This window comes from Nonomuraea monospora, from assembly GCF_039531895.1.
Lineage (GTDB): Bacteria > Actinomycetota > Actinomycetes > Streptosporangiales > Streptosporangiaceae > Nonomuraea > Nonomuraea monospora.
In genome coordinates this window covers 381063-407129 of sequence record NZ_BAAAQX010000004.1, presented here as the reverse complement: position 1 = coordinate 407129, position 26067 = coordinate 381063, and the positions used below count along the sequence as shown (strand labels likewise).

Below are 26067 nucleotides of genomic sequence, written 5' to 3'. Positions count from 1 at the left end.
CGAAGCTACGGTGACCTTCGGATAAAGTCAACATTTCCTACTAGGTTTGCAGGTTATAGTGGCCTGGACCTCGCACACCGTCTCCGTCATGAGCAAAGGACGCATCGTGGAAACCGGAACCACCGGCATGAGCACACCCGTGGAGCGGGTGCGATGAAACTTGGATTCTTCACCCGGGTGCTGGACGACGGGCCGCCCGCCGAGCGTTACCGGCTGGCCGCCGAGCAGATCAGGCACGCGGAGGCGCACGGGTTCGACACCGCGTGGGTGGCGCAGCACCACTTCGACGGCGAGGAGGGCGGGCTGCCCGCGCCGCTGGTGTTCCTGGCCCACATCGCGGCCACGACCAGCCGCATCAGGCTCGGCACCGGCATCATCACGCTGCCTCTCGAACAGCCGCTGCGGGTGGCCGAGGACACCGCCGTGCTCGACCTGCTCACCGGCGGGCGGCTGGAGGTGGGGGTCGGCGGGGGCGGCACGCCGTCGTCGTTCGCGCCGTTCGGGCACGACACCGCCGACCGCGCAGCCCTGTACGCCGAGCACCTGTGGGTGCTGCGGCGCGCCTGGGCCGGTGAGGACCTGGGCGGCGGGAACCGGCTCTACCCGCCCGCGCCCCGGCTGCGCGACGCCGTCTGGGAGGCCACGTTCTCGGTCGCGGGCGGCGCCCGCGCGGGCCGGGCGGGGCACGGGCTGATGCTCTCCCGCACCCAGCCGAGGCCGGCGGACGATCCGCAGGCCACCCTGGCGGACCTGCAGCTCCCGATCGTCGCGGCCTACCGCGAGGCGCTGCCGTCCGGGACGGAGCCGCGGATCGTGGCCTCGCGCACCGCGTTCGTCGCCGACAGCCGCGCGGAGGCGCTGCGCTACGCCGAGCTCGGCCTCGGCCGCGGCAAGCTGCCGTTCGAGCTGCCGCACAGCGACCTCGACAGCCGGATCGCCGCCTTCGACGTGCACCTGGGCACGCCGCAGGACGTCGTCGAGAGCCTGCTGGCCGACCCCACGCTGGAGCAGGTGACCGACGTGGTCTTCCAGGTGCACTCGGTGGACCCGCCGCACCCGCTCGTCCTCCGCTCCATCGAGCTGCTGGCGACGCAGGTCGCGCCCGCGCTCGGCTGGCAACCCTCCACCGAATCGAGCAGGAAATGATCACCGACGTCATCGACCACCTGGCCGGGATCACGCCCGGCTCCTCCCTCGACCGGCTGCGCGACCGGCGTCCCGACGCCCGCGAGCACGCTCAGCGCAGCTACGACGCGCTGTTCAGCCCCGACGACGAGGGCGAGGTGACGCTCGTCGAGCGCGACGCGGTGGCCGCCTTCGTCACCGGCCTGCACCGCGACGGCCCGGTCGCCCGCTTCTACGCCGACCGCCTCGCGGAGCTGGCCCCCGGCCTGGTCAAGGCGGTCGAGACCGAGATCGAGGCCGGCGCCACCACCGGGCCCTACGGCGTGTACGAGGGCGTGCTGGCGCCGGAGAGCGACGAGGGGCTGCGTTACCGGGTGAGCGACCCTGACGCGCTCGGCGAGCGGCTCACCGCCGCCTTCGAGCACGCCCACCTGCTCGTCTTCCGTCCCCGCGAGGCGGACAGGAGCGCGCTGGACGCCCTGGCCCGCGCGGGCTGGAGCGCCACGGGCGTGGTCACGCTGTCGCAGCTCGTCGCGTTCCTCAGCTTCCAGGTACGGGTGATCTCCGGCCTGCGCCTGCTCAACCAGGAAGGACTCACCGTATGACCGGCTTCACCCAGGAACGGCTCGGCTGGCGGCCGTGGCTGGAGCCGCTGACCGAGGACGAGCTGACCGACGCCCACCACGAGGCGCTGGTGGACAAGGCGCGCGCCGCGTCGCCGTACTTCAGGCTGCTCGCCCGCGACCCGGAGATCCTGCACGCCCGCACCAAGACCGACCAGGACATCTTCTACAACATCGACGGCGGGCTGCCGCGCGCGGAGCGGGAGCTGGCGGCCACGGCCGCCTCCCGCCACAACGGCTGCGTGTTCTGCGCCTCGGTGCACGCGCGCTTCGCCGCCCACTACTCCAAGCGCCCCGCGGACGTGCGGCGGCTGCTCGACGAGGGGGTGAGCGCGCCGCAGGACGGCAAGTGGCGGGCGGTCGTGGACGCCGCGGTGGCGCTGGCCGCCACGCCGTCCGCGCTGGGCGCCGAGCACATCACGGCGCTGCGCGCGGCCGGGTACGACGACCTCGCGATCAGCGACGCGCTGCACGCCGCCGCGTTCTTCAGCTGGGCCAACCGCCTCATGTTGTCGCTCGGCGAACCGGACAAGGAGGGCGGCGCATGACGGAGCCGCCGCTCGACCACCTGGTCTACGCGGTGCCCGACCTCGCCGCCGGGGTCGAGGAGTTCGCGCGGCGCACGGGGGTACGCCCGGTGCCCGGCGGCAGCCATCCGGGCGGCACCGCGAACCACCTCGTGCGCTTCGGCCCCGGCTCCTACCTGGAGATCATCGGGCCTGATCCGGCAGCCGAGGCGCGGCCCAGGGCGTTCGGGCTGGAAAGCCTGACGGCGCCGAGGCTGGCCGCCTGGGCGGTGCGCCCGCAGGACCTGGACAAGGCGGTGTGGCAGGCCCGCGAGCAGGGCTACGACCCGGGCGACGCGCAGCCCCTGTCCCGGCGCACCCCAGCGGGCGAGCTGCTGGAGTGGCGGCTGACCCGGCGCGACGACCCGGCGGCCGTGCGGCCGGTGCCGTTCCTCATCGACTGGGGCGGCACGCCGCATCCCGCCGCCGCTGACCTGCCGCTCGTCAGCCTGACGTCGTTCTCCGCCGTGCATCCCGACCCGGACGCGCTGCGCCGCGACCTGTCCGCGCTCGGCGTCCGGCTGGACGTCTCGCGGGGGCCCGAGGCGGCGCTGCGCGCGGTGCTCGGAACCCCGCACGGCCACGTGACTTTGAGGTGAGCGTGATGACCCCTGCCATAAAACCTACAAAAATCATCGGAAAACCCGGAAATATGGCCGCGGATATGCCAGAGTCCTGGTCATGAGCTTGGACGAGATCCGCCCCCTGAGCGCTCGTGCCCACTCTCCGATGACGGCCGCCATCTCCACCGCGCGCTGGATCAGGTCCGCCGCCGTGGACGACGAGCACGGCAGGCACTGGCGGGCCAACCCGGACCGGCACGGCAGGCCGGCGCTGCGGCCACGACCCCGGTCCCTGTACTCGGGAGCGGCCGGGATTGTGCTGTTCTTCCTTGAGCTGGCGGCCGCCACCGGGCAGGAGTCCTACCTCGACGACGCGCGGCGCGGCGCCGAGTGGCTGGCGGCCACCTGGCGGCGCGAGGACGACCTGACGCTGCACCACGGGCTGACCGGCACGATGATCGCGCTGATGGAGGCCGGCTGGGTGCTCGGCGACGGCCGGCTCGACGCCGAGGCCGCGGCCATCGCCGACCAGATCGTGGCGAGCGGGCGCACCCGCCCTGACGGCTTCGGCTGGACGTTCGACCCCGCCCAGCGCGCCGACGGCGGCATCGTGCTGGGCCTGCTGCGCGCCGCCGCCCGGTTCGGCGAGCCCGCGTACGAGTCGGCCGCCGTCTCCGCCGGCCTGCGCATCGCCGGGCTGCCCGTGCCCGGACGGCGGCACGGCGACCTCGACGGCCTGCCCTCCGACGCGATCACCCCCGGCTTCCTGGCCGGCTCGGCCGGGATCGCGTTCCTGCTGGCCCGCCTGTACGGGGTGACCGGCGAGGAGCGTTTCCTGCGCGCCGCCCGCAGCGGGGCCACGTTCGTGCGCGAGGTGAGCGTGACGGGCGACGGCCGGGCTCTGGTCCCGCACCACGTGCCGCAGTCCAGGGAACTGCACTACGCCGGGTTCTGCTCGGGCGCGGCAGGGGTGGCCAGGATGTTCTACGAGCTGCACCGGGTGACCGGCGACCTCGAAGACCTGGACTGGGTGGAGCGGCTGGCCCACGGCGTGGTCGACAGCTCCGCCCCGCCGCGCCGGACGCCGGGCTACTGGAACTCGGCCTGCCAGTGTTGCGGCGCCGCGGGGCTGGTGGAGCTGTTCGTGGGGCTGTGGGCGGTCACGGGGCGGGCCTCCTGCCTGGAGTTCGCCCGCGTACTCGCCGCCGACCTGGTGGCCAGGGCGGACGATCACGACGGGCGCGGCTTCCGCTGGTACCAGGCCTACCGGCGGGTGCGGCCCGGCGAGGTCAGCGCGGACACCGGCTACATGGTCGGCGCGGCGGGCATCGGGGCGGCGCTGCTGCACCTGGACGCGGCCGGGCAGCCCGATCGGGCGCGCCGGGTCCTTCTCCTGCCCGACAACCCGTTCCCCGCGATCCCGGTGCCGCACTGATATTCATGTATATCCAGTAGGGAAAGTTGACTTTATGCTCGGCGGTGGGTAGCGTCAAGATCATGAGCCCTCGCCTCTCGCTGGTCTCCCGCGCGTACGTGGACTTCGGCCGCGTCGCCAGCTCCCGGTGTCGTTGATCCGCCGCAGGTGTGGTGACGACGACGACACGGACTCGAGGCAGGGAGGACGCGCGAATGGGCGCGATCGTGGTGATCGGCGCGGGAGTGGCGGGGGCGTGCGTGGTGGAGCGGATCTGCGCCCACGCCCCGCGGCCGGGTGGGGAGCGGGCGGTGGAGGTCCACGTGGTGGACCCCGACCCGTCCGGGATGGGGCCCGCGTGGGGGGACGCTGAGCACGCGTACGAGTGGATGGCGTGCGACCAGCCTGATGGCGGGCGGACGGCGCGCGACCAGCCTGATGGCGGGCGGACGGCGCGCGACCAGCCTGATGGCGGGCGGACGGCGCGCGACGGGCAAGGCGGCGGGCGGACAGTGCGTGACGGGCGGGGTGGCGTGCGGGTTCGGGTGCACCGGGATCGGGCGGTCGGGCTCACCGAGTCGGCGGGCAGGCAGCTCGTGCGGCTCGCGGGCGGCGAGACCCTCAGGGCGGACGCCGTGGTGCTGGCCCAGGACCGCCCCCGCGTCCCGCCCGGACGCCCTGAGCACGGGGAGGCCGACTTCGCCGCCCGGCACGGCCTGCTCTACCTGCCCGGCGGATCCTCCCAGGAGGACGTGCCGCCGGGCGAGCCGGTGCTGGTGCGCGGCGCGGGGCGGGTGTTCACCGACCTGCTGGCCCCCCTCACCACCGGGCGCGGCGGCCGCTTCTCCGAGGGACGCAAGGGCGAGCTGGTCTACCTGCCCGGCGGTTACGAGCCCCTCCTGTACGTGGGCTCGCGACGCGGCGTCCCCCACCACGCCCGTCCCGGCTACCGCCTGACCGGCGAGGCGCGGCCACGGCGGTTCCCTGACGAGGCCGACGCGCGGCAGGCGGTGGCCAAGGAGCTGGCGTACGTCTACTACCAGGAGCTGTTCACCGCGCACCCGTCCCGCACGAGGACGACGTGGGAGGCGTTCGAGGAGGCCTTCGCCCGCGCGGAGCAGGGCGGCAAGGAGATGCGCGCCCTGATCACCAAGTCCGTGCCGCGCTTCGCCGACCGGCTCCATCTCGACCGGCTCGACCGCCCGCTGCGCGGCATGCGCTTCGGCGACCTGACCGGGCTGCAACGGTGGATGCACGGCTACCTCGCGGCCGACCTGAAGCGGCGGGCCGACCCCGGCTTCAGCCCCGACCTGGCGCTGGTCCACGCGCTGCTGGACGCGGGGCTGCGGATGGCGGGCGATCCGTGGTTCGACGGGCTGTCCGGGCTGCTGGCCGACGGCCCGTCCCTGAGCCGTCAGGCCGAGCTGCACGCCCTGGCCAGGGCGGGAGTCGTCACCTTCATCGGCGCCGAGCCGCGCATCGAGCAGGACGAGGACGGCTGGCGGGCGAGCGGCCCCACCGTTCCCGGCGTGACGAGGGCGCGCACGCTCATCGAGGCGCGGCGGCCCCGCTCCGGGCTCACGGGCGACGCCGACCCGCTGATCGCGTCCCTGCGCGCCAGGGGCGAGTGCCGCGAGCTGGCGGGCCTGCTGGACGTGCGACTCCCCGACGGCCGGCTGGTCACCGGGGACGGCGCCGTCCACGGCCGCCGCTTCGCCGTGGGCTCACTGGTGGAGGGCGGCGACGGCCCGCCGGGGTTGCCGCGCAGGGCCGAGGCGGTGGCGCGGGCCGTGCTGTCCCAGGTCTCCGGGACGCTGGTGCACGCGGCGGCCTGACACGGCACTCTTCACAAACCGGACCCGGCATGCCAAAATCATGCACACCCTGTAGGAAATTAGGATTTTCAGAAGGTGGGCGCATGGCGGCAGGGGTGGGACTGCGCGGCCTCGGCCACACCTACGGCAACGGGCACGTCGTCCTCCGGGACATCGAGCTGGACGTGCCGCCAGGTGAGATCGTGGCCATCCTGGGCCCCTCGGGCTGCGGGAAGTCGACCCTGCTGCGACTGGTGGCCGGGCTCGAAGCCCCGGCGACCGGCGAGGTGCTGGTGGACGGGCACGCCGTGCGCGGCATCGACGAGCGCTGCGCCGTCGTCTTCCAGGAGCCGCGCCTGCTGCCCTGGCGCGACCTCGCCGGGAACGTGGCGCTCGGCCTGCCCAAGGGCACCGGCCGCGCCGACGGGAACCGCGTCGTCCGGCACTGGCTCGACGTCGTCGGGCTGGCGGGCTTCCACGGGCACCGGCCGCGGCAGGTGTCCGGCGGCATGGCCCAGCGCACCGCGCTCGCCAGGGCCTTGGCCCGCGAACCGGGCGTGCTCCTGCTCGACGAACCGTTCGCCGCGCTGGACGCCCTCACCCGGCTGCGCATGCAGGACCTGCTGGCCGACGTGCAACGCGGCGCCGGGACCACGGTCCTGCTCGTCACGCACGACGTGGACGAGGCCCTGCACCTCGCCAACCGGGTCGTCCTGCTCGGCGACCCGCACGCCGCGACCACGCACGGCGACTCGCTCGGCGACGACCCGCTCGGCGACGGCGCGCTTGGTGGCAGGTCGCCGGGTGCGACCGTCGTGACCGTGCTCGACGTGCCTCATCCCCGCCCGCGCGACCGCGCCCACCCCGAGCTCGCCGCGCTCCGCGCCGACCTGCTGGAGCGACTCGGCGTACCCAGGCCCGTCCCCGCACAAGAGGCAGCACCGTGACCAACATGACCCGCCGTCGTCTCCTGCTCACCACCGCCCTGGTCGCCACCCTGGCCACCGGCTGCGTACAGGGAGAAAGCGGCACCGCCACGCCCGCACCAGGGCAGTTGCGGCTCGACTACGCCTACTACAACCCGCTCAGCCTGGTCATCCGCAAACAGCACTGGCTGGAGGACGAGCTCAAGGACACCAAGGTCACCTGGGTCCTGTCCGCGGGCAGCAACAAGGCCAACGAGAACCTGCGCGCCGAGACCATCGACGTCGGCTCCACCGCCGGCGCCGCCGCACTCCAGGCCCGCGCCAACGGCACCCCCATCAAGACGGTCGGCATCTACACCAGACCCGAGTGGACGGCGCTCGTCGTCGCCAAGGGCTCGCCCGTCACCGAGGTCAAGCAGCTCAAGGGCAGGAAGGTCGCCGCGACCAAGGGCACCGACCCGTACTTCTTCCTGCTCCAGGCGCTGAAGGAGGCGGGGCTCAGCGGCTCGGACGTCGAGGTCGTCAACCTGCAGCACGCCGACGGCAGGACCGCCCTCGAACGCGGCGACGTCGACGCCTGGGCCGGGCTCGACCCGTTGATGGCGCAGAGCGAGGTGGACGCCGGGTCGAAGCTCGTCTACCGGAACCCGGCGTTCAACTCCTACGGCTTCCTCAACGCCCGCGAGGCCTTCCTCACCGAGCACCCGGACCTCGCACAGAAGGTGATCGACGCCTACGAGCGGGCCCGCGCCTGGGTCGCCGCCAACCCCGACGAGGCCGTGCAACTGCTGGCCGCCGAGGCCAAGCTCACGCCCGAGGTCGCCTCGGTGGTGCTGAAGGAGCGGACGGAGGCGAAGATCAGCCCGGTACCTGGGGCCGAGCAGCGTGCCGTGCTGGAGCGGATCCTGCCGACCCTCGTGGCGGAGAGCCAGGTGCGGTCGGAGGCGGAGGCGCGTACCGCGCTGGACACGCTGTTCGAGCCCCGCTTCGCGGAGAAGGCACAGGCGTCTTCGTGACCGAACACGCCGACCCCGGGCGGTCACGTGCGAGCGGGCGCCGGTCCTCGCGGCCGGGTGACGCCGAACGGCTTGGCGATGCTGAGCGGCCGGGCACCGGCGGGCGTTCGTCCATGCGTTCAGATGACGCCGGACGGCCGGGCGCCGACGGGCGTTCGTCTACGCGGCCAGGCGACGCCGGACGGCCGGGTGGCGGCGGGCGTTCGTCCACGCGGCCAGGCGACGCCGGACGGCCGGACACGGGCGGGCATTCGTCGTCGCGGCCGGGTGATATCGGGCGGCCGGGCACAGGTGGGCGTTCGTCGTCGCGGCCGGGCGATGCCGGACGGCCCGGTGCGGGACGGCCCGGCGCTGAGCGGGCTGGTGCTGGGGTGGCTGGTGTCGGTGGGCGGTGGGCGTCGCGGCCGGGGCGGGTCGCGGCTGGGCTGGTGGTGCCGCTGGTCGTGCTGGCCGCGTGGCAGGCCGCCGCCACCGCCGGTGTGTTCACCCCGGCGCAGCTTCCCGCGCCCTCGGCGGTCCTGGCGGCGGTGGCCGAGCTGGCGCGGCGCGGCGAGCTGTGGCAGCACGTCGCGATCAGCGGCCAGCGCGTCCTGCTGGGCTTCGCCGCCGGCGCGTCGGCGGGCGTGCTGCTGGGCGCGGCCGTCGGCCTGTATCCGCCGGTCAGGGCGTTGCTCGCGCCGAGCGTCGCCGCTCTGCGCGCGGTGCCGTCCCTGGCGTGGGTGCCGCTGCTGGTTCTCTGGCTGGGCATCGCCGAAGCCCCCAAGATCGTGCTGGTGGCGATCGGCGCGTTCTTCCCCGTCTACACCACGGTCGCCACCGCGCTCGCCCACGTGGACCAGCACCTGGTGGAGGCCGGTCGCGCGTACGGGCTGCGCGGCGTGGCCCTGCTCACCCGCATCCAGCTCCCGTACGCGGCGCCCGCCGTCCTGGCAGGGTTGCGGCTCGGCCTCGCCCAGGGCTGGCTGTTCCTGGTCGCGGCCGAGCTGATCGCCTCGTCCATGGGGCTGGGCTTCCTGCTGATCGACAGCCAGAACACCGGCAGGACGGACATCCTGCTGCTGTCGATCCTGCTGCTCGCCCTGCTGGGCAAGGCGGCGGACGCGCTGCTCGGCCTGCTGGCGAGAAACCTGTCCGGCCCCCTCGCCCACGACCCCGACTGACCGGCGTCCTGGCGGCCCGACTGCCCCACGGCCCGACTGACTCGCGTCCGGACAGCCCGGCTCTCCGACGCGGCCCGACTGCCGAGCGGCCCGGCAGTCTGACTGACGGGCGGCCAGACTGACGGGCGGCCTGAGTGAGGGGCGGCCTGGGCAATGGACGGCCTGAGTGACGGACAGCCTGGGCGATGGGCGGCCTGGGTGACGGGCGGCTCGACTGAAAGGCCGCCCAGCCGATCGGCGACCTGGCTGACGGCGGTTCGGCGGACGGTGGGGGTGTCAGGCGGCGGCGGTCAGGGGGACGGCGTTCACCTCGTCGGCCAGTGCGCGAAGCCGGGGCCGCAGTTCCTCGGCCAGCGGCGTGATCTGGGTGTCCAGCACGAACAACCCCCGGGTCACGTGCCGCGCGCCCAGCACGCTGAGCACCGGTCGCAACGCGTAGTCCACCGCGAGCAGGTGCGCCTGCGTGCCTCCGGTGGCGATGGGCACCACGGTCTTGCCGGCGAACGCCTTCTGCGGCAGCCCGTCGAGGAAGGCCTTGACCAGCCCTGTGTAGGCGGCCTTGTAGATGGGCGTGGCCAGGACGATCACGTCGGCCTCGGCCACGGAGCGTTCCGCGGCCACCAGGTCGGGATGGTCGACGTGGCCGAGCAGGAGCGGCTCGGCGGGCAGGTCGCGGAGGTGGAGGAGGGAGACGTCGCCGTCGAGGAGTTCGGCCACGTGGCCGAGGAGCCGTCCGGTGCGGGAGGTGGAGGAGGGGCTGCCCGAAATCAGGAGAACGCGGGTCATGACGGAGGATTTCCCTTCAGAACAGGCCGTTCAGCGGTGGCTGAGCGCCGGTGAGGCGGTAGGCGCCGACCACGGCGGCCTTCCAGGCGCGGGGGTTGTGGTTGGCGACGGTCCTGGCGTTGCGCCAGTGCCGGTCGAGGTTGTGGCGGCGCGACACCGCCGAGCCGCCGCCCACGTCGAACAGCAGCTCGGACGCCTTCAGCGCCGACTCGGCGGCGACGAACTGCGCCTGGGCCACCTCGACGGCCGCCTCCGTGAGTAGCTGTTGCTGTGGTCTCACCTCGTCGGCCGCGCCCGTGAGCAGGCCGGGCTCCAGGCCGGGCTCCAGACCGGGCTCCAGACCGGGCTCCAGGTCGGGCTCCGGAGCGGGCTCTGGGGCGCCGGCCCAGGCGCGGTCGATGGCGGCGGCGGCGTGCAGGACCGCGGACTCGGCCGCGTAGGCGCGGGCGGAGATCTCGCCGACGGCGTGCCGCACGTACGGGTCGTCCACGGACCGGGTGGCGTCGCTGTGCTGGATCGGGCGGGCACGCTCGCGGGTGAAGCGGACGGCGTCCGTGAGGGCGCTCCGCGCGATGCCGGCCAGTACGGCGGCCAGGTAGAGCTGCATGAACGCGCTGACGGGGGAGCGGTCGCCGATCCCCGAGCGATCGGCGACCTCCTCCGGCAGCACCTTGACGCCGTTCAGCCGGGTCGTGCCGCTGGCCGTGAGCCGCTGCCCGATGCCGTCGAAGTCGTCGAGCAGTTCCAGGCCCTCGCGGTCGCGCGGCAGGGTGAAGAACACCCGCTCGCCGGCGTCGTCCACGGCCGACGCGCTGACCCAGTCGGCGTACAGCGCGCCTGTGCTGTAGTACTTGCTGCCGTTCACGACGCCGTCGCGGTCGATGCGGGTGCGCACCTCGCCGTTGGCCGCGCCGATCTCCCAGCCGGCGTTGCCGAACACGTCCCCGGCCAGGAAGCGCGGGTACCAGCGTTCGCGGTCCTGCTCGGAGGCGGTGAGCAGGTGTTCGACCCGGCCGAAGCTGGGGCGGACGGCCTGGGCGATGTTGGAGTCGGCGGCGGCCAGGTCGATGAGGAAGCGGAACACGTCCGTCACGCTGGAGCCGCCTCCGCCGTGGGAGGCGGGGATGCGGAAGGTGAACAGGCCTGCGGTGGCCAGGGCGCGGATCTCGGCGTGCGGGAGCTCGCGGGCCAGCTCCCGTTCCCCGGCCCCGGCCGCCAGTTCGGGCAGCAACTTGGCGGCCCGCCGCCGCAGCTCCGCCAGCGTGCTCCCCGGACTCGCCTCGCTCCCCGGCCGCGGCGCACGGACTACACCACCTGTGCTGGTGGTGCTAGACGGGCTGCTGGCGCTGGTGCTGGCGATGCCGAAGGTAGTGCTGGGGGTGTTGAGAGGGCTGGCGGCGCTGGCTGGGCTCGCAGGGCGGGTGGTGCTCACTGCGCTCCCGCCGTGGCGAACGGAATCGAAGCGGGCTCAGGGGAAGCGGGCTCGGCGGGATGCCGCCACAACCCCCGCTCCCGAAGCAGCGGCAGCACCCCTTCCCCGAACCAGTACGCCTCCTCCAGATGCGGATACCCCGACAACACGAACTCGGTGAGCCCCAGCCGGTGGTACTCCTCGATGCGATCGGCGACCTCGGCGTGGCTGCCGACCAGCGCCGTGCCCGCCCCGCCGCGCACCAGCCCGACGCCCGCCCACAGGTTCGGGTAGATCTCCAGGTCGTCGCGCTTGCCGCCGTGCAGGGCGAGCATGCGCTTCTGTCCTTCGGACTCGCTGCGGTGCAGCCCGGCCTGGACCTTCTGCACGGTGGCCGGGTCGATGCCGTCGAGCAGCCGGTCGGCCTGCGCCCACGCCTGTGAGCTGGTGTCGCGGGTGATGACGTGCAGTCGGATGCCGTGCCTGAGGGTGCGGCCTTCGGCGGCGGCGAGCTCGTTGATCCAGGCGATCTTCCTGGCCACCGCGTCCGGCGGCTCGCCCCAGGTGAGGTAGGCGTCCACGTGCCGGGCGGCGACGCGGCCGGCGGCGGGGGAGGAGCCGCCGAAGTACACGTCGGGCACCGGGTCGGGCAGCCGGTTGAGGTGGGCGCCCTCGACCTGGAGGTGCTCGCCGTCCAGGGTGACGGTCTCGCCTCGCCACAGCGCCCGCACCACTTGCAGGAACTCGTCGGTACGCGCGTAGCGGGCGTCCTTGTCGAGGAAGTCGCCGTACGCGCGCTGCTCGTGGCTCTCGCCGCCGGTCACCACGTTCAGCAGCAGCCGCCCGCGCGAGTGCCACTGGAAGGTGGCGGCCATCTGCGCGGCCAGCGTGGGGGAGACCAGGCCGGGGCGGAAGGCGACGAGGAACTTGAGCCGTTCGGTGGTGTCGGCCAGCATCGCGGTGGTGAGCCAGGCGTCCTCGCACCAGGCGCCGGTGGGGGTGAGCGCGCCGACGAAGCCGACCTGTTCGGCGGCGTGCACGATCTGGCGCAGGTAGGGCAGGGTCGCGGGGCGGGCTCCTGAGGCCGCGCCCGCCGGGAGCCCGTGGCCGCCGCCCACGACGTCGCGGCTGTCGCCGTACGTGGGCAGGAACCAGTGGAACGTCAAGGTCATCGTCTCTCCCAGGAACTTAGAGCAGGCCGTGTCGCGGCGGGAAGCGGCCGTCGAGTACGTAGCGGCCGATGTGCTGGATCTTCCAGCGGGCCGGGTCGTGCAGGGTGTGGGTGCGGGCGTTGCGCCAGTGGCGGTGCAGGTTGAGCCCGTTGAGGCTGGATCGGGTGCCGCCCAGCTCGAAGATGGCGTTGCCCAGCTCCACGGCCACCGGGTCGGCGAAGGCCTTGGCGGCGGCCACGGCGATGGAGGCGGCGGCGGCCGTCTCGTCGGTGAGGTCGTGCCGGGCGGCGTCCACGGCGTGGGCGGCCCGGTCGAGCAGCGCTTCGGCGGCGCGCACCTGGACGGCCAGCTCGCCGGCCCGCTGGATGACGAGCGGGTCGTCGGCGGCGCGCTCCTGCCCGCTCTCGAACCACGGCCTGGCCTTGGTCCTGACGAACCGCAGCGCCTCCTCCAGCGCGCCGCCGGCGATGCCGACGTCGATGGCGGCGTGCAGGAGCTGGGCCCAGGCGCCGTGGAGCTGCGGCCCGGTGAAGGTGAGGTGGTGGGGGACGATCCGGTCCTCGGGGACGAACACGTTCTCCAGCGTCACGGTGCCGCTGGCGGTGGTGCGCTGGCCCATGCCGTCCCAGTCGTCGGTCACGGTCAGGCCGGGGGCGTCGCGGGGTACGTACGCGACGTGCAGCGTCCCGTCCTCGCGCCGGGCCAGCACCGGGATCCAGTGCGCGAACAGCGCGCCCGTGCTGTAGTGCTTGACGCCGTTCAGTTGGAAGCCGCCGTCGCAGGCGGTGAGTGAGGTCCGGTAGTCCTGGACGTGCCTGGTGCCCGCCTCGGACTGCGCGTTGCCGAAGCGCCTGCCGTCCAGCACCTCGCCGAAGAAGAACTTGCGCTGCACGTCCGTGCCCTGGCTGCGCAGGACGTTGACGTAGACGAAGTGGCTGTGCGGGATCTGCGCGAGGTTGGGGTCGGCCGCGGCCAGCAGCCGGAACACCTCGGCGAGGGTGGGTGCGCTCACGTCGGCGCCGCCGTACGCGCGTGGCACGGTGATGGCGAGCAGACCGCTGGCCGACAGCCGGTCGAGCTCGGGCTCCGGGAGGCGGCGGGCGGCGTCGCGGGCCGCCGCCTCGGCCGCGAACCCGGCGGCCAGCTCGCGCGCCGCCGCGAGCGCCTCGGCGTCGTCGGCGATCACGTAAGTCATGTTGTTTCGTCCGTTCTGCGTGTTACGTTATGGTTCACCGTAATCCCTGCAATGCAGGTAGGCAATACCTGTTTAAGGACCCCCATGCTCACCCGCTTCACCATGCTGCTCGTCACGGCCCTGCTGCTGGCCGGTTGCGGCGCCGACGCCGGGCCGGTAACGGCCGCCGGCGACACCGGCCCGAAGTCCGGAGGCACGCTCGTGCTCGGGGAGAACGCCGACGAGCCCACCTGCCTCGACCCCCACCAGCTCTCCACCACGAACACCACGGTCGTGGGCCGCCCGCTCTTCGACTCACTGCTGTGGCAGGACGCCGAGGGCGAGCTGAAGCCCTGGCTGGCCACCGCCTGGAAGGTCTCCGACGACGGCCTGACCTACACCTTCACCCTCCGCGACGGCGTGAAGTTCCACGACGGGTCGGTCTGGAACGCCGAGGCGCTGAAGCTCAACCTGGAGCACATGCGCGACCCGGCGACCAAGTCGCCGCTGGCCGCCTCGTACATCGCGCCGTACAAGGACGCGAAGGTCGTGGACGAGCGCACCCTCGAAGTGCGGCTGAGCTCGCCCTACTCGGCGTTCCTGAACGTGCTCGCGCAGTCGTACCTGGCCATGATCTCGCCCAAGCAGCTCAAGGACGACCCGGCGAGCACCTGTGAGCACCCGGTCGGCTCCGGCCCGTTCGTCCTCGACAAGTGGACCAAGGGCCAGAGCATCACCTACCGCAAGAACCCCGCCTACACGTGGGCGCCGACCGGCCGCTCAGGCCCCGCGTACCTGGACGGGCTGGAGATCCGCTTCCTGGCCGAGGACGCGACCCGCTACAACGCGCTGCTCGCCGGCGAGGTCAACGTGATCGACAACACCCCGCCGGCCAGCGTCGAGGACGTCAAGGCCAACCCCGACCTCGCCTTCACCACCATCGACCGGCCAGGACACCCGTTCTCGGTCTGGCTCAACACCGGCCGCGCCCCGTTCGGCGACCAGAAGGTGCGCCAGGCGCTCACCCTGGCCGTGGACCGCAAGGCGATCATCGACAGCGTCTCGTTCGGCCAGTGGGGCGTGGCCACGGGCTTCCTCACCCCCTCCACCCCCGACCACGCCGAGGGCGGCCAGATCTCCTACGACCCGGCCAGGGCGAACGCGCTGCTGGACGAGGCGGGCTGGACGCAGAAGGACAAGGATGGCATCCGGCTCAAGGACGGCAAGCGGCTGACCGCCGTCGCCCTCGACACGGGCGTCAACCCGCAGAACACGCAGATCCTGGTCCAGACCCAGGCCGCCGCCGCCAAGGCGGGCATCGAAATCAAGATCGAGAACGTGACGGCACAGGACTCCCAAGACCGCACCGGCAAGGGCGACTTCGACGTCTCCGTCGGCATCTGGACGACGAACACCGCCGACGTGCTCTGGATCCAGTACTCCTCGAAGAACATCACCACCCCCGAGCGGCGCGGCCAGAACACCACCAGGCTCGCCGACGACGACCTCGACAAGCTGCTCGAAGAGGCCAGGGCCAGCACGGACGCCGCCGAGCGGGCCGGCGTCTACGGCAAGGCGCAGGCCAGGCTGCTCGAACTCGCGCCCGCCGTCCCGTTCTACAACAGGCCCAGCCTGGTCTCCTCACAGAAGCGGGTGCACGGCCTGACCTGGGACTACGCCTACGGCGCGATCACCTTCCACGACGCATGGGTGAGCTGACACATGACCAAGACCCCCCTCGCCGTCCTCACGCTCGCGCTGCTGCTCACCGGCTGCGGCAGCGCGGCCGGAACCTCAGGCGGCACCACGAACACCCCGAAGTCCGGCGGCACCCTCATCCTGGGCGAGAACGGGCAGGAGCCGCCCTGCCTCGACCCGCACGGCAACGCCAGCTCCGACGGCCCGGTCAGCACCGTGCCGGTGGCCGACTCGCTGGTGTGGTTCGACGCGGACGGCAAGATCCAGCCGTGGCTCGCCGAGAGCTGGGAGATCTCCGGCGACGGCCTGACCTACACCTTCAAGCTCCGCCAGGGCGTGAAATTTCATGACGGGGCGGCCTGGAACGCCGAAGCCCTCAAGACCAACTTCGAGCACATGCGCGACCCGGCGACCAAGTCGCCGCTGGCCGCCTCGTACATCGCGCCCTACAAGGACGCGAAGATCATCGACGACCACACCCTTGAGGTGCACCTCAGCTCGCCGTACCGGCCCTTCCTCGCCATCCTCGCCCAGGGCTACCTCGGCATGATCTCGCCCAAGCAGATCAAGGAGTCGCCGCAGAGCATCTGCGAGCACCCGATCGGCTCGGGCCCGTTCGTCTTCGACAAGTGGACCAAAGGCCAGAGCATCACCTACCACCGCAACCCCGACTACAACTGGGGCCCGAAGAGCGCCAAGCACACCGGCCCCGCCTACCTGGAGAAGCTGGAGATCCGCTTCCTCGCCGAGGACGCGACCCGCTACAACGCGCTGGCCGCCGGCGAGGTGCACGCCATCGACTTCACCCCGCCGCAGAACGTCGAGGACGTCAAGGCCAACCCCGGCCTCGGCTTCCTCAGCGCGATCAGGCCGGGGCACCCGATGGCGTTCTGGCTGAACACCTCGCGGCCCCCGTTCGACGACGTCCGCGTACGCCGGGCGCTCTTGGCCGCCGTGGACCGTGACTCGATCATCAAGGGCATCTCCTTCGGCCAGTACCAGGTGGCGCAGGGCTTCGTCACCTCCTCCACGCCCGGCTACGCCCAGGGGCTGAGCGGCACCATCAAGCACGACGAGGCGCTGGCGAACAAGCTGCTGGACGAGGCGGGCTGGACGCAGAAGGACAAGGACGGCATCCGGCTCAAGGACGGCAAGCGGCTGACCGCGTACTTCCCGATCGCCGCGAACTTCCCCGCCCAGCGCATGCAGATCGCCGTCCAGACGCAGGCCGCCGCCAAGAAGATCGGCCTGGACATCCAGCTCCAGACGCCGCCCGAGCAGGAGCTCACCGACCGCTCCGTCAAGGGCGACTACGACCTCAGCTCCGGCCTGTGGGCCACCAACACGGCCGACGTGCTGTGGATCCAGTACTCCTCCAAGAACATCACCACCGCCGAGCGGCGCGGCCAGAACGTCGCCCGGCTGAAGGACGACCAGCTCGACGACCTCCTCGACGAGGCCAGGCGCACCGAGGACCCGGCGGAGCTGTACAACCAGGCGCAGGCCAGGCTGCTCGAACTCGTCCCCGCCATCCCCTTCTACGACGACCCGCGCCCGGTCGCCTACCAGAAGAAGGTCCGCGACCTGTCCTTCACGCCCGCCTACCCGTCGCCGTACTTCTACGACACCTGGCTGGACGAATGAAGACCCTGAGGTTCATCGGATGGCGCCTGCTGGCCGGGGTCGGCGTGCTGTGGGGTGCGGCGACCCTGACCTTCCTGGTGGTGCACTTCACCCCCGGCGACCCGGCCGAGGCCGTCGTCGGGGGTGAGGGCGCCGCCCCGACCCCGGAGGTGCTCGCCCAGGTCAGAGCCGAGTACGGGCTCGACCGCCCCTGGTACGAGCAGTACGCCGCCCACCTGTGGCGCATCGCGCACGGCGACTTCGGCACCTCCTACCGCCTGCACACCCCGGTCACCCGGGCCATCGGCGAGCAGGCCGCCGCCACCGTGGAGCTGGCCGTGGCCGCCGCCGTCACCGGGCTGGTGCTGGCGATCGCGGTCGCCCTGCTCACCGCCGGCCGCCGCTGGCGCGGCCTGGCCTCGGCGGTGGAGCTGGTCGCGGCCTCGACGCCGACGTTCTGGCTGGGCATCGTGCTGCTCACGGTCTTCTCCTTCGGCCTGCGGCTGTTCCCCTCCACCGGCGGGCAGGGCGTGGCGTCGCTGGTGCTGCCCGCGCTGTGCCTGGCGCTGCCGATCGCGGGCGTGCTCGGCCACGTGCTGCGCGAGGCGCTGGAGGAGGTGCTGGACGAGCCGTTCATCGTCAGCGCCCGCGCCCGCGGCCTGGGCGACACCGCGGTACGGCTGCGCCACGCGCTCAGGCACGCGCTGACCCCGCTGGTCACGATGACCGGCTTCTGGGTGGGCGCGCTGCTCGGCGGCGCCGTCGTCACCGAGACGCTCTTCACCCGCCAGGGCATCGGCCGGCTGCTCGTCTCGGCCGTCAACGCCAAGGACCTGCCGCTCGTGCTGGGCGTCGTGCTGCTGTCCGCCCTGGTCTACGTCCTGGTCAACCTGGTCGTGGACCTGCTCTACCTGGTCATCGACCCCCGTCTGAAGGAGGGCGCCGCGTGAACAGGATCGGCGTGTGGCTCGCCGCGGCCGTCCTGGCCGTGCTGGTCCTGGCCGCGCTGGCGCCGGGCCTGTTCACCGGCCAGGACCCGCTCGCCGTGGACAGCGGCGCCACCCTCCAGGCCCCCAGCGCCGCGCACCTGCTCGGCACCGACGAGAACGGCCGCGACGTGCTGGCCCGCGTCGTGCACGGCACGCGCGCCTCGCTGCTGCTCGGCTTCGGCGCGATCGCCGTCGCCCTGGTCGTCGGCGGGCTGCTCGGCCTGGCCGCCGGGCTGGGCAACCGGCTCGTCGAGAACGTCATCATGCGCCTGTCGGACGTCGGCATGGCCTTCCCCGAGCTGCTGCTGGCCCTGGTGGTGATCACCGTGGCGGGCGGCGGCACCGCCAACGCCATCCTGGCCATCGGCGTGGCCAACATCCCCTCCTACGCCCGCCTCGTCCGCGCCCAGACGCTGGCGATCCGCCGGTCGAGCTACGTCGAGGCGGCGTACGCGCTGGGGCTGCCGGGGGCGCGCGTGATCCTGCGCCACGTGCTGCCGAACGCCGTCAAACCGGTGCTCATCCTGGCCACCATCGGCGTCGGCACCGCCCTGGTGGCCGGCTCCGCGCTGAGCTTCCTCGGGCTCGGCACGCCGCCGCCGGAGCCCGAGTGGGGCTCCATGCTCTCCACCGCCCGCAACTTCATCTCGCGGGCCTGGTGGTACGGCGTCTTCCCCGGCCTGGCGATCACGCTGACGGTGATCAGCGTGACCGTGGTCGGCCGGGCGCTCAGATTGCGATCGGAAGGGAGGACCGGGTGAGCCTGGTCAAGGTGGACGACCTGCGTGTCGCCTTCGGCGCGACACCCGTCGTGCACGGAGTGTCGTTCGAGCTCGGAGCCGGGGAGTGCCTGGCCCTGGTGGGCGAGTCCGGCTCGGGCAAGAGCGTCACCGCCCGTACGCTGGTCGGCCTCACCGGCGGCGGCGCCCGCGTCGCCGCCGCCGAGCTGAGCTTCGACGGACAGGACCTGACCCGCCTGCGCGAGCGCGGCTGGCGGCGGCTGCGCGGCGGCCGGATCGGCTTCGTGCTCCAGGACGCCCTGGTCTCGCTGGACCCGCTGCGCAAGGTCGGCAAGGAGATCGAGGAGGTGCTGGCCGCCCACACCGGCCTGTCCGGCCCGGCCAGGAGGGCGCGAGTGGTGGAGCTGCTGGCGTCCGTGGGCGTGCCCGAGCCTGAGCTGCGCGCTGGGCAGCTTCCGCACGAGCTGTCGGGCGGGCTGCGGCAGCGCGCGTTGATCGCCGCCGCGCTGGCCGCCGGCCCTGAGCTGATCATCGCGGACGAGCCGACCACCGCGCTGGACGTCACCATTCAGGCGCAGGTGCTGGATCTGCTGGCCGGGATCAAGGCCGAGGGCAGGTCGCTGCTGGTGATCAGCCACGATCTGGCCGTGGTGGCGCGGCTGGCCGATCGGGTGGCGGTGATGAAGGACGGCGTGATCGTCGAGCAGGGGCCGACCGGGGAGGTGCTGACCCGCCCGGCGCACGAGTACACGCGGCGCCTGCTGCGGGCCATCCCGGCCGAGCACACCAAGGGCACCCGCCTGTCGGACACCCCCGAGCGCCGCCCCTCGGGCGACGCCGAGGCGCGGGCCGGGGCGCGGGTCTGGGCGAGCGGCGGGGCGCGGGCCGGGGCGAGCGGCGGGGCGCAGGCTGCATCGGGCGGCGGGGCGCGGGCCGGGGCGGGTGGCGAGGGGCAGGTCGTGTTGCGGGCCAGGGACGTCGGCAAGTCCTTCGGCGGCCGGGCCGCCGTGCAGGACGTCTCGTTCGAGCTGCGCGCCGCCGAGACGCTCGGCATCGTCGGCGAGTCCGGCTCGGGCAAGACCACCACGGCCAGGATCGCGCTCGGCCTCACCCCGCCCGACACCGGCGCCGTCGAGGTGCACGGCCGGCCATGGACGCGCGGCGACCGCGCGCAGCGCCGCGACGTGCAGGTCGTCTACCAGGACACCCTGGCCGCCTTCGACCCCCGCCACACCGTGGCGAAGGTGCTGGCCGAGGCGCTGGCCGTGGCCGGGGTGCCGCGCGAGCGCCGCCGCGACCGCTCCGTCGAGCTGCTCGAACTCGTCGGGCTGGGCTCCGAGCACCTGGCGCGCAGGCCGCTGAAGCTGTCGGGCGGGCAGCGGCAGCGGGTGGCGATCGCCCGCGCCCTCGCCCCCGAGCCGTCGGTGATCGTGTGCGACGAGCCGGTCTCGGCGCTCGACGTGTCGGTGCAGGCGCAGGTCCTCGACCTGCTGCAGGACGTGCAGCGGGAGACGGGCGTGGCCTATCTGTTCATCTCCCACGACCTGGGCGTGGTCCACCACCTGTGCGACCGGGTGCTGGTCATGAAGGACGGCAGCGTGGTCGAGGAGGGGCCGGTCGGGACGGTCTTCCGGGAGCCCGCGCACCCGTACACGAAGGAACTGGTGGCGGCGATCCCGAGACTGGCGGCGGCGTGACATGGCACATGTGATCAAGACCGACGACGAGGCGCTCGCGGTCGCCCGCGAGCTGGCCGCGGGCTTCGCGGCAGGGGCGGCCGGGCGCGACGCCGGGCGCGTGCTGCCGGTGGCGGAGATCGAGGCACTGGCGGACAGCGGGCTGCTCGGCATCACCGTCCCCGCCGGGCACGGCGGCGCCGGCGTGCGCACCGCCACGCTCGGCGCCGTCATCAGGGAGCTGTCGGCCGCCGACGGCAGCATCGGGCAGATCCCGCAGAACCACTTCTGGTACCTCGACTCGCTGCGCGAGCACGGCACCCCCGACCAGCAGGCGTTCTTCTACGCGGAGGCGCTCGCCGGGCGGCACCTCGGCAACGCCGCCGTGGACGGCCGCGGCCCCGGCGGCGAGCGGGAACGCGCCACCCTGCGCCCGCACGACGGCGGCTACCTCATCTCCGGCCGCAAGATCTACTCGACGGGGGCGCTGTTCGCCCACTGGATCCCGGTGACGGCCCTCGACGAGGAGTCGCACAGCGTCGCCTTCGTGCCGCGCGACGCGCCCGGCCTGACCGTCGTGGACGACTGGGACGGCTTCGGCCAGCGCACCACGGCCAGCGGCACCGTCCTGCTGGAGGACGTGTTCGTGCCCGCCGGCCGGGTCATGCCGGTCGGCCGCGCGGAGGTCAGCACGTTCCGCAGCTTCGGCCTGCTCATCCACGCCGCCATCGACACCGGCATCGCCGAGGGGGCGCTCGCCGACGCCGCCGCGTTCCTGCGCGGCTACACCAAGGGCGGCTGGCCGGGCGCCCAGGCGGAGAAGGTGGTCGAGGACCCGGTCGTCGTGCAGCACTTCGGCGAGCTGGCCGTGCTGACCAGGGCCGCCCGCGCCCTGCTGGAGAGCGCGGGCGACGCCGTGGACCGGGCCAGGTCGGCGCCGCCCGAGGAGTTCGCCGCGCTCGCGGCGGAGGCCGCCGTCGCGATGGCCGCCGCCCGCGCGCAGGCCGACCGGGCCGCCAACCGGGTCAGCGCCGAATGGTTCGAGCTGGCCGGGGCCTCCGCCGTACGCGAGCCGCTCGGCCTGGACCGGCACTGGCGCAACGCCCGCACCCACACCGTCCACGACCCGCGGCGCGCCAAGGTGCACGACGTCGGCAACTACCACCTCAACGGCATCGCCCCCAGGAGCTACCCGCGATGAGCAGCAGCGTCATCCACTTCAACCTGTTCGAGATGAACTGCGTGGGCCACATTCAGCACGGCCTGTGGACCCACCCGGCCAACAACCGCCACCGCTACACCGACCTGGAGTACTGGACGGACCTGGCCAGGCTGCTGGAGCGCGGCCTGTTCGACGCCGTCTTCCTGGCCGACGTCGTCGGCGCCTACGACCGCTACCGGGGCGGGCCCGACACGGCGATTCGCGAGGCCGTGCAGATCCCCGCCAACGACCCGCTGCTCGTGGTGCCCGCCATGGCCGCCGTGACGGAGCACCTGGGGTTCGCGGTGACGTTCTCGACCACGTACGAGCCGCCGTTCGCGCACGCCCGCCGCATGTCCACCCTCGACCACCTCACCAAGGGCCGCGTCGCCTGGAACGTCGTCACGTCCTACCTGCGCAGCGCCGCCCGCAACTTCGGCCTGGACGACGAGATCGAGCACGACCTGCGCTACGAGATCGCCGAGGAGTACCTGGAGGTGCTCTACAAGCTGTGGGAGGGGAGCTGGGAGGACGACGCCGTGGTCCGCGACCGCGAGCGGCACGTCTACACCGACCCGGCCAAGGTGCACGCCATCGACCACGTCGGCAAGCACTTCCGGGTGGCGGGCCCGCACCTGTCGGAGCCGTCGCCGCAGCGCACGCCGGTGCTCTACCAGGCGGGCAACTCCGACAGGGGCAAGGAGTTCGCGGCCAGGCACGCCGAGGCCGTCTTCACCGGGGCCGCCTCGCTGGAGGCGTTGCGCGACGACATCGCCGACACCCGCCGCCGCGCCGCCGCCTACGGCCGCGACCCCGCCCACATCACGTTCTTCCCGAGCGCGTCGGTGATCGTCGCGCGCACGCAGGAGGAGGCGGACGCCAAGGTCGCCGACCTGCAGCGGCACATCCGCCCCGAAGGCTTCCTGGCCCAGCGCGGCAGCGGCATCGACCTGGCCGCCTACGACCGCGCCGAGCTGATCGACGACCTCGTGGCCAGGGGCGGCGACTTCACCGAGCGCGCCGTGCGCCCGCTGGTCGGCCGCGGCCTGCGGGTGGGCGACGTGCTCGACTCCGTCGGCCGCATCGGGCAGGGCGGCCCGTTCTTCGTCGCCGGCACGCCAGGCCGGGTCGCGGACGAGATCGAGCGCTGGGCCGACGAGACCGGCGCGACCGGGTTCAACCTCATGCAGTACCTGTCGCCGGGCACCGCCGAGGACTTCATCGAGCTGGTCGTGCCCGAGCTGCAGCGCAGGGGCCGCTACCGCACCTCCTACGAGGAGACGACGCTGCGCGAGCGCCTTCTCGGGCCGGGCGTGCACCGGCTGCCCGGCAGCCATCCCGGCGCGGCGTACCGCCGGTTCCCGGCTACTGGAGCCCGGCGCGGACCGACGTGATGCGCCGGGTGTTGAAGCCGAGCCAGTGCATCCGGCCCACGTAACGCGCGTGCTCGACCTTGAGACAGCGGTCCATGACCACGGTCACGCCGCCGTCCTCGGCGATGCGCGCGCCCTCCTCGTTGATCACGCCGAACTGGCACCAGAGGGCTCCCGCGCCGATCGCGACCGCCTCCCGGGCGATCTCCGGCAGCGCGTCCGGCGCGCGGAAGACGTTCACCAGGTCCACCGGCTCGGGAATGTCGGCCAGGCTCGGGTAGCTGGTCTCCCCGAGGATCTCCTTCTCGCGGGGGTTCACGGGGATGACCCGGTAGCCGTGCCGCTTGAGGTAGTAGCCGACGAAGTGGCTGGCCCGCAGCTCGTTGCCGGACAGCCCCACGATCGCGATCGTCCTGGTGGAGTGGAGGACGCGCTGGATCGTCAGCGCGTCCTGGTAGCGGTCGAGTGCGGTCATGCCTTGGCCACCTCTCCGACGCGGGCGAAAGCCTGCTCCAGGTCCCAGATCAGATCCTCGACGGACTCGGTGCCGACCGACAGCCGCACCGTGCCGGGCGCGACTCCTGCCGCCGCCAGCTCGTCGTCGCCGAGCTGGCGGTGCGTCGTGCTGGCGGGGTGGATGACCAGGCTCTTGGCGTCACCGACGTTCGCCAGGTGGGACCAGAGCGTCAGCCCGCCGATCAGGCCCTGCCCGCCCTCCCGGCCGCCGGCGCAGTCGAAGGAGAACACCGCGCCGGCGCCGCGCGGCAGGTACTTGTCCACCAGCGGCCGGTAGCGGCTGTCCGCCAGGCCCGGGTAGGTCACGTGGGAGGCCAGCTCGTGCGACCGGAGGAACTCCGCGACCGCCAGCGCGTTGCCGACGTGCCGGTCCATGCGCAGCGACAGCGTCTCCAGCCCTTGCAGGAACAGGAACGCGTTGAACGGCGACAGCGCCGCGCCGAGGTCGCGCAGCGTCTCCGCGCGCAGCTTCATCAGGTAGCCGTACTCGCCGAACGTCTCGTGGAAGCGCAGCCCGTGGTAGGCGGGAGACGGGTCGGCGACCACCGGGAAACGCCCGTTCGACCAGTCGAACGTGCCCGCCTCCACCACGACGCCGCCGATGCTCGTGCCGTGGCCGCCGATGAACTTGGTCGCCGAGTGGACCACGATGTCGGCGCCCCACTCGATCGGGCGGCACAGGTACGGCGTCGCGAACGTGTTGTCCACGACCAGCGGGAGCCCGTGCTCGTGCGCGATGCCCGCCACGGTCTCGATGTCGAGCACGTTCCCCGCCGGGTTGCCGATCGTCTCGCCGAAGAACGCCTTCGTCTCCGGCCGCACCGCCTTGCGCCAGGCGTCCGGATCGTCGGGATCGACCCAGCTCAGCTCCACGTTCATCTTGCGCAGCAGGTGCTTGAGCTGGTTCACCGTGCCGCCGTACAGCGCCGAGGACGACACGACGTGGTCGCCCGGCTGCAGCAGCGTGAACAGCGCCGCCGCCTGCGCGGCGATGCCGCTGGCGAACGCCACCCCGCCCGCGCCGCCCTCCAGGTTCGCCACCCGCTCCTCGAACACCGCGACGGTCGGGTTCATGATGCGCGAGTACGTGTTGCCGTACTCCTGGAGGTTGAAGTACGCCGCCGCGGACTCCGGATCCTCGAAGACGTAGCTGGTCGTCTGGAAGATCGGCACCGCGCGGGCGCCCGTGTTCGGGTCGGGCCGTTGCCCGGCGTGCAGTTGCCGGGTCTCGAACCCGAACTCGCGGGCCTGTTCTGCACGGGGGAGCTGGTCGGTCACAAAAGCCTCTCTCTCAGGAACCGGCGGATGATCGGCGTCTGCCGCGCCTCTTCCAGCAGGAAACAGTCGTGGCCGTACGGCGCCTCGATCACCTGCAGCTCGACCGGCTTGCCCAGGCCGCGCAGCGCCTGCTCGATCTCCTGCGACGCCGACGGCGGATACAGCCAGTCGGAGCTGAACGCGATCAGCAGCGTGCGCGCCGAGACGCGGTCGAGCGCCCGCGCGAGCGACCCGCCGCCGTGCTGCCTGGCCAGGTCGAAGTACGTCAGCGCGCGCGAGGTGTAGAGGTAGGTGTTGGCGTCGAAGCGCTTGACGAAGGAGTCGGCCTGGTGGCGCAGGTAGCTCTCCACCTCGAACTCCGGCTCGGTGATCGTGTAGCGCAGGTCGTCGGAGAACTGCAGCCGCCGGCCGAACTTGTCCTCCAGCGCGGGCGCGGACAGGTAGGTGATGTGGCCGACCATCCGCCCGACGCCCATGCCGGCGTCGGGCGCGCGGCCCGTGCCGTAGTAGCGGCCGCCCTGCCAGTCCGGGTCGCGCAGGATCGAGTCGCGGGCGATCGCGTTCCAGGCCACGCCCTGCGGGTGCAGGGCGTGCGTGCTGGCGATCACCACGATGGAGTCGACCTGGTCGGGGAACAGGACCGCCCACTGCAGCGCCTGCATGCCGCCGAGCGAGCCGCCCGCCACCGCGGCGAGCCGGTCGACGCCCAGGACGTCGAGGAAGGCGCGCTGTGTGCGCACCATGTCGGCGACCGTGATCACGGGGAAGTCCGGCCCGTACGGCTCGCCCGTCGCGGGGTCGATCGACGAGGGGCCCGTCGTGCCCCGGCAGCCGCCGAGCAGGTTGGTGGAGACGACGAAGAAGCGGTCGGTGTCGAACGCCTTGCCGGGGCCGATCATCCCGTCCCACCAGCCGAGGTCTTTGCCGTGCCCTTCGGCCCCGAACCCGTCGCGGGTGCTCTCGCCCGAGGGTGTCTTGGACCGGCCGGCCGCGTGGGCGTCGCCGCTGAGCGCGTGGCACACCAGGATGACGTTGTCGCGCCGGGGCGACAGGGTGCCGTAGGTCTCGTACGCCACCCGGACGGGGTGCAGCTCCCGGCCGCAGTCGAGACGCACCGGCTCGGGCAGATCGAGATACCGGGTCTCAACTGTGCCGACACTGCTGGCCGCGACTTCGGTGGCTGGCTGCGACATAGGACTTATGGTAGCGGCCACGGAAGGTAT

23 protein-coding genes are annotated in these 26067 nt (G+C 72.9%); 16 read left to right on the top strand and 7 right to left on the bottom strand.

Annotated elements, in window-relative coordinates:
* The first annotated feature begins 153 nt into the window (after positions 1-153).
* The 9 genes from ABD331_RS10785 to ABD331_RS10745 all read left to right on the top strand — a co-directional run bounded on the left by ABD331_RS10785 (position 154) and on the right by ABD331_RS10745 (position 9207).
* Positions 154-1146: a putative FMN-dependent luciferase-like monooxygenase gene (locus tag ABD331_RS10785; RefSeq protein WP_344473209.1), complete on the top strand. Its 993-nt coding sequence runs from the start codon at positions 154-156 to the stop codon at positions 1144-1146.
* On the top strand, positions 1143-1730 hold the full coding sequence (locus ABD331_RS10780) for a CMD domain protein (RefSeq protein WP_344473207.1): 588 nt from the start codon (positions 1143-1145) through the stop codon (positions 1728-1730). Before ABD331_RS10785 ends, ABD331_RS10780 begins: the two co-directional genes overlap by 4 nt.
* Positions 1727-2296, top strand: coding sequence for an alkylhydroperoxidase domain protein (locus tag ABD331_RS10775; RefSeq protein ID WP_344473206.1), 570 nt, complete (start codon positions 1727-1729; stop codon positions 2294-2296). Before ABD331_RS10780 ends, ABD331_RS10775 begins: the two co-directional genes overlap by 4 nt.
* Positions 2293-2913, top strand: coding sequence for a VOC family protein (locus ABD331_RS10770; RefSeq protein ID WP_344473205.1), 621 nt, complete (start codon positions 2293-2295; stop codon positions 2911-2913). The genes ABD331_RS10775 and ABD331_RS10770 overlap by 4 nt, the downstream gene beginning before the upstream one ends.
* 82 nt (positions 2914-2995) lie before the next feature.
* On the top strand, positions 2996-4312 hold the full coding sequence (locus ABD331_RS10765) for a lanthionine synthetase LanC family protein (RefSeq protein ID WP_344473202.1): 1317 nt from the start codon (positions 2996-2998) through the stop codon (positions 4310-4312).
* Between the two features lie 194 nt (positions 4313-4506).
* The gene (locus ABD331_RS10760) at positions 4507-6126 is read left to right on the top strand and encodes an FAD/NAD(P)-binding protein (protein ID WP_344473201.1); all 1620 of its coding nucleotides are present in this window, start codon (positions 4507-4509) and stop codon (positions 6124-6126) included.
* Between the two features lie 83 nt (positions 6127-6209).
* On the top strand, positions 6210-7052 hold the full coding sequence (locus tag ABD331_RS10755; RefSeq protein ID WP_344473200.1) for an ABC transporter ATP-binding protein: 843 nt from the start codon (positions 6210-6212) through the stop codon (positions 7050-7052).
* Positions 7053-7057: 5 nt separating this feature from the next.
* Positions 7058-8047 carry an aliphatic sulfonate ABC transporter substrate-binding protein gene (locus ABD331_RS10750; RefSeq protein ID WP_344473199.1) on the top strand — a complete coding sequence of 330 codons (990 nt, stop codon included), beginning with the start codon at positions 7058-7060 and terminating at the stop codon, positions 8045-8047.
* Positions 8048-8418: 371 nt separating this feature from the next.
* Positions 8419-9207: an ABC transporter permease gene (locus tag ABD331_RS10745; protein ID WP_344473197.1), complete on the top strand. Its 789-nt coding sequence runs from the start codon at positions 8419-8421 to the stop codon at positions 9205-9207.
* 276 nt (positions 9208-9483) lie between these two features.
* On the opposite strand, the gene ssuE is transcribed toward ABD331_RS10745, so the two are convergent.
* The 4 genes from ssuE to ABD331_RS10725 form a co-directional block, all read right to left on the bottom strand.
* Positions 9484-9993: an NADPH-dependent FMN reductase gene (gene ssuE / locus ABD331_RS10740; RefSeq protein ID WP_344473195.1), complete on the bottom strand. Its 510-nt coding sequence runs from the start codon at positions 9991-9993 to the stop codon at positions 9484-9486.
* A 16-nt stretch (positions 9994-10009) separates the two neighbouring features.
* Positions 10010-11224: an acyl-CoA dehydrogenase family protein gene (locus tag ABD331_RS10735; RefSeq protein WP_344473192.1), complete on the bottom strand. Its 1215-nt coding sequence runs from the start codon at positions 11222-11224 to the stop codon at positions 10010-10012.
* Between the two features lie 197 nt (positions 11225-11421).
* Positions 11422-12576: an LLM class flavin-dependent oxidoreductase gene (locus ABD331_RS10730; RefSeq protein ID WP_344473190.1), complete on the bottom strand. Its 1155-nt coding sequence runs from the start codon at positions 12574-12576 to the stop codon at positions 11422-11424.
* Positions 12577-12592: 16 nt separating this feature from the next.
* Positions 12593-13771 carry an SfnB family sulfur acquisition oxidoreductase gene (locus tag ABD331_RS10725; protein WP_344473188.1) on the bottom strand — a complete coding sequence of 393 codons (1179 nt, stop codon included), beginning with the start codon at positions 13769-13771 and terminating at the stop codon, positions 12593-12595.
* An 84-nt stretch (positions 13772-13855) separates the two neighbouring features.
* Here ABD331_RS10725 and ABD331_RS10720 point away from each other — a divergent pair, with 84 nt between their 5' ends.
* The 7 genes from ABD331_RS10720 to ABD331_RS10690 are packed head-to-tail and all read left to right on the top strand — an operon-like array spanning position 13856 to position 23071.
* A complete protein-coding gene (locus ABD331_RS10720; protein WP_344473186.1) occupies positions 13856-15469 on the top strand; it encodes an ABC transporter substrate-binding protein in 1614 nt (537 codons plus the stop codon).
* 3 nt (positions 15470-15472) lie between these two features.
* On the top strand, positions 15473-17092 hold the full coding sequence (locus ABD331_RS10715) for an ABC transporter substrate-binding protein (protein WP_344473184.1): 1620 nt from the start codon (positions 15473-15475) through the stop codon (positions 17090-17092).
* The gene (locus tag ABD331_RS10710; protein ID WP_344473182.1) at positions 17089-18021 is read left to right on the top strand and encodes an ABC transporter permease; all 933 of its coding nucleotides are present in this window, start codon (positions 17089-17091) and stop codon (positions 18019-18021) included. Before ABD331_RS10715 ends, ABD331_RS10710 begins: the two co-directional genes overlap by 4 nt.
* Entirely contained in the window at positions 18018-18821 is an 804-nt protein-coding gene (locus ABD331_RS10705) for an ABC transporter permease (protein WP_344473180.1), read from the top strand. Before ABD331_RS10710 ends, ABD331_RS10705 begins: the two co-directional genes overlap by 4 nt.
* Positions 18818-20497 carry a dipeptide ABC transporter ATP-binding protein gene (locus ABD331_RS10700; RefSeq protein ID WP_344473178.1) on the top strand — a complete coding sequence of 560 codons (1680 nt, stop codon included), beginning with the start codon at positions 18818-18820 and terminating at the stop codon, positions 20495-20497. Before ABD331_RS10705 ends, ABD331_RS10700 begins: the two co-directional genes overlap by 4 nt.
* A gap of 1 nt (position 20498) precedes the next feature.
* A complete protein-coding gene (locus ABD331_RS10695) occupies positions 20499-21677 on the top strand; it encodes an SfnB family sulfur acquisition oxidoreductase (RefSeq protein ID WP_344473176.1) in 1179 nt (392 codons plus the stop codon).
* Positions 21674-23071 carry an LLM class flavin-dependent oxidoreductase gene (locus tag ABD331_RS10690; RefSeq protein ID WP_344473174.1) on the top strand — a complete coding sequence of 466 codons (1398 nt, stop codon included), beginning with the start codon at positions 21674-21676 and terminating at the stop codon, positions 23069-23071. The genes ABD331_RS10695 and ABD331_RS10690 overlap by 4 nt, the downstream gene beginning before the upstream one ends.
* On the opposite strand, the gene ABD331_RS10685 is transcribed toward ABD331_RS10690, so the two are convergent.
* From ABD331_RS10685 to metX, 3 genes are read right to left on the bottom strand one after another with little or no spacing between them, the layout of a single operon-like run.
* Positions 23043-23525, bottom strand: coding sequence for a CoA-binding protein (locus ABD331_RS10685; protein ID WP_344473171.1), 483 nt, complete (start codon positions 23523-23525; stop codon positions 23043-23045). The two genes, ABD331_RS10690 and ABD331_RS10685, sit on opposite strands and share 29 nt — an antisense overlap.
* Complete coding sequence (locus ABD331_RS10680; protein ID WP_344473169.1) at positions 23522-24844, bottom strand: O-acetylhomoserine aminocarboxypropyltransferase/cysteine synthase family protein; 1323 nt, start codon at positions 24842-24844, stop codon at positions 23522-23524. The genes ABD331_RS10685 and ABD331_RS10680 overlap by 4 nt, the downstream gene beginning before the upstream one ends.
* Positions 24841-26037: a homoserine O-acetyltransferase MetX gene (gene metX, locus ABD331_RS10675; RefSeq protein WP_344473167.1), complete on the bottom strand. Its 1197-nt coding sequence runs from the start codon at positions 26035-26037 to the stop codon at positions 24841-24843. The genes ABD331_RS10680 and metX overlap by 4 nt, the downstream gene beginning before the upstream one ends.
* Positions 26038-26067: the final 30 nt, after the last annotated feature.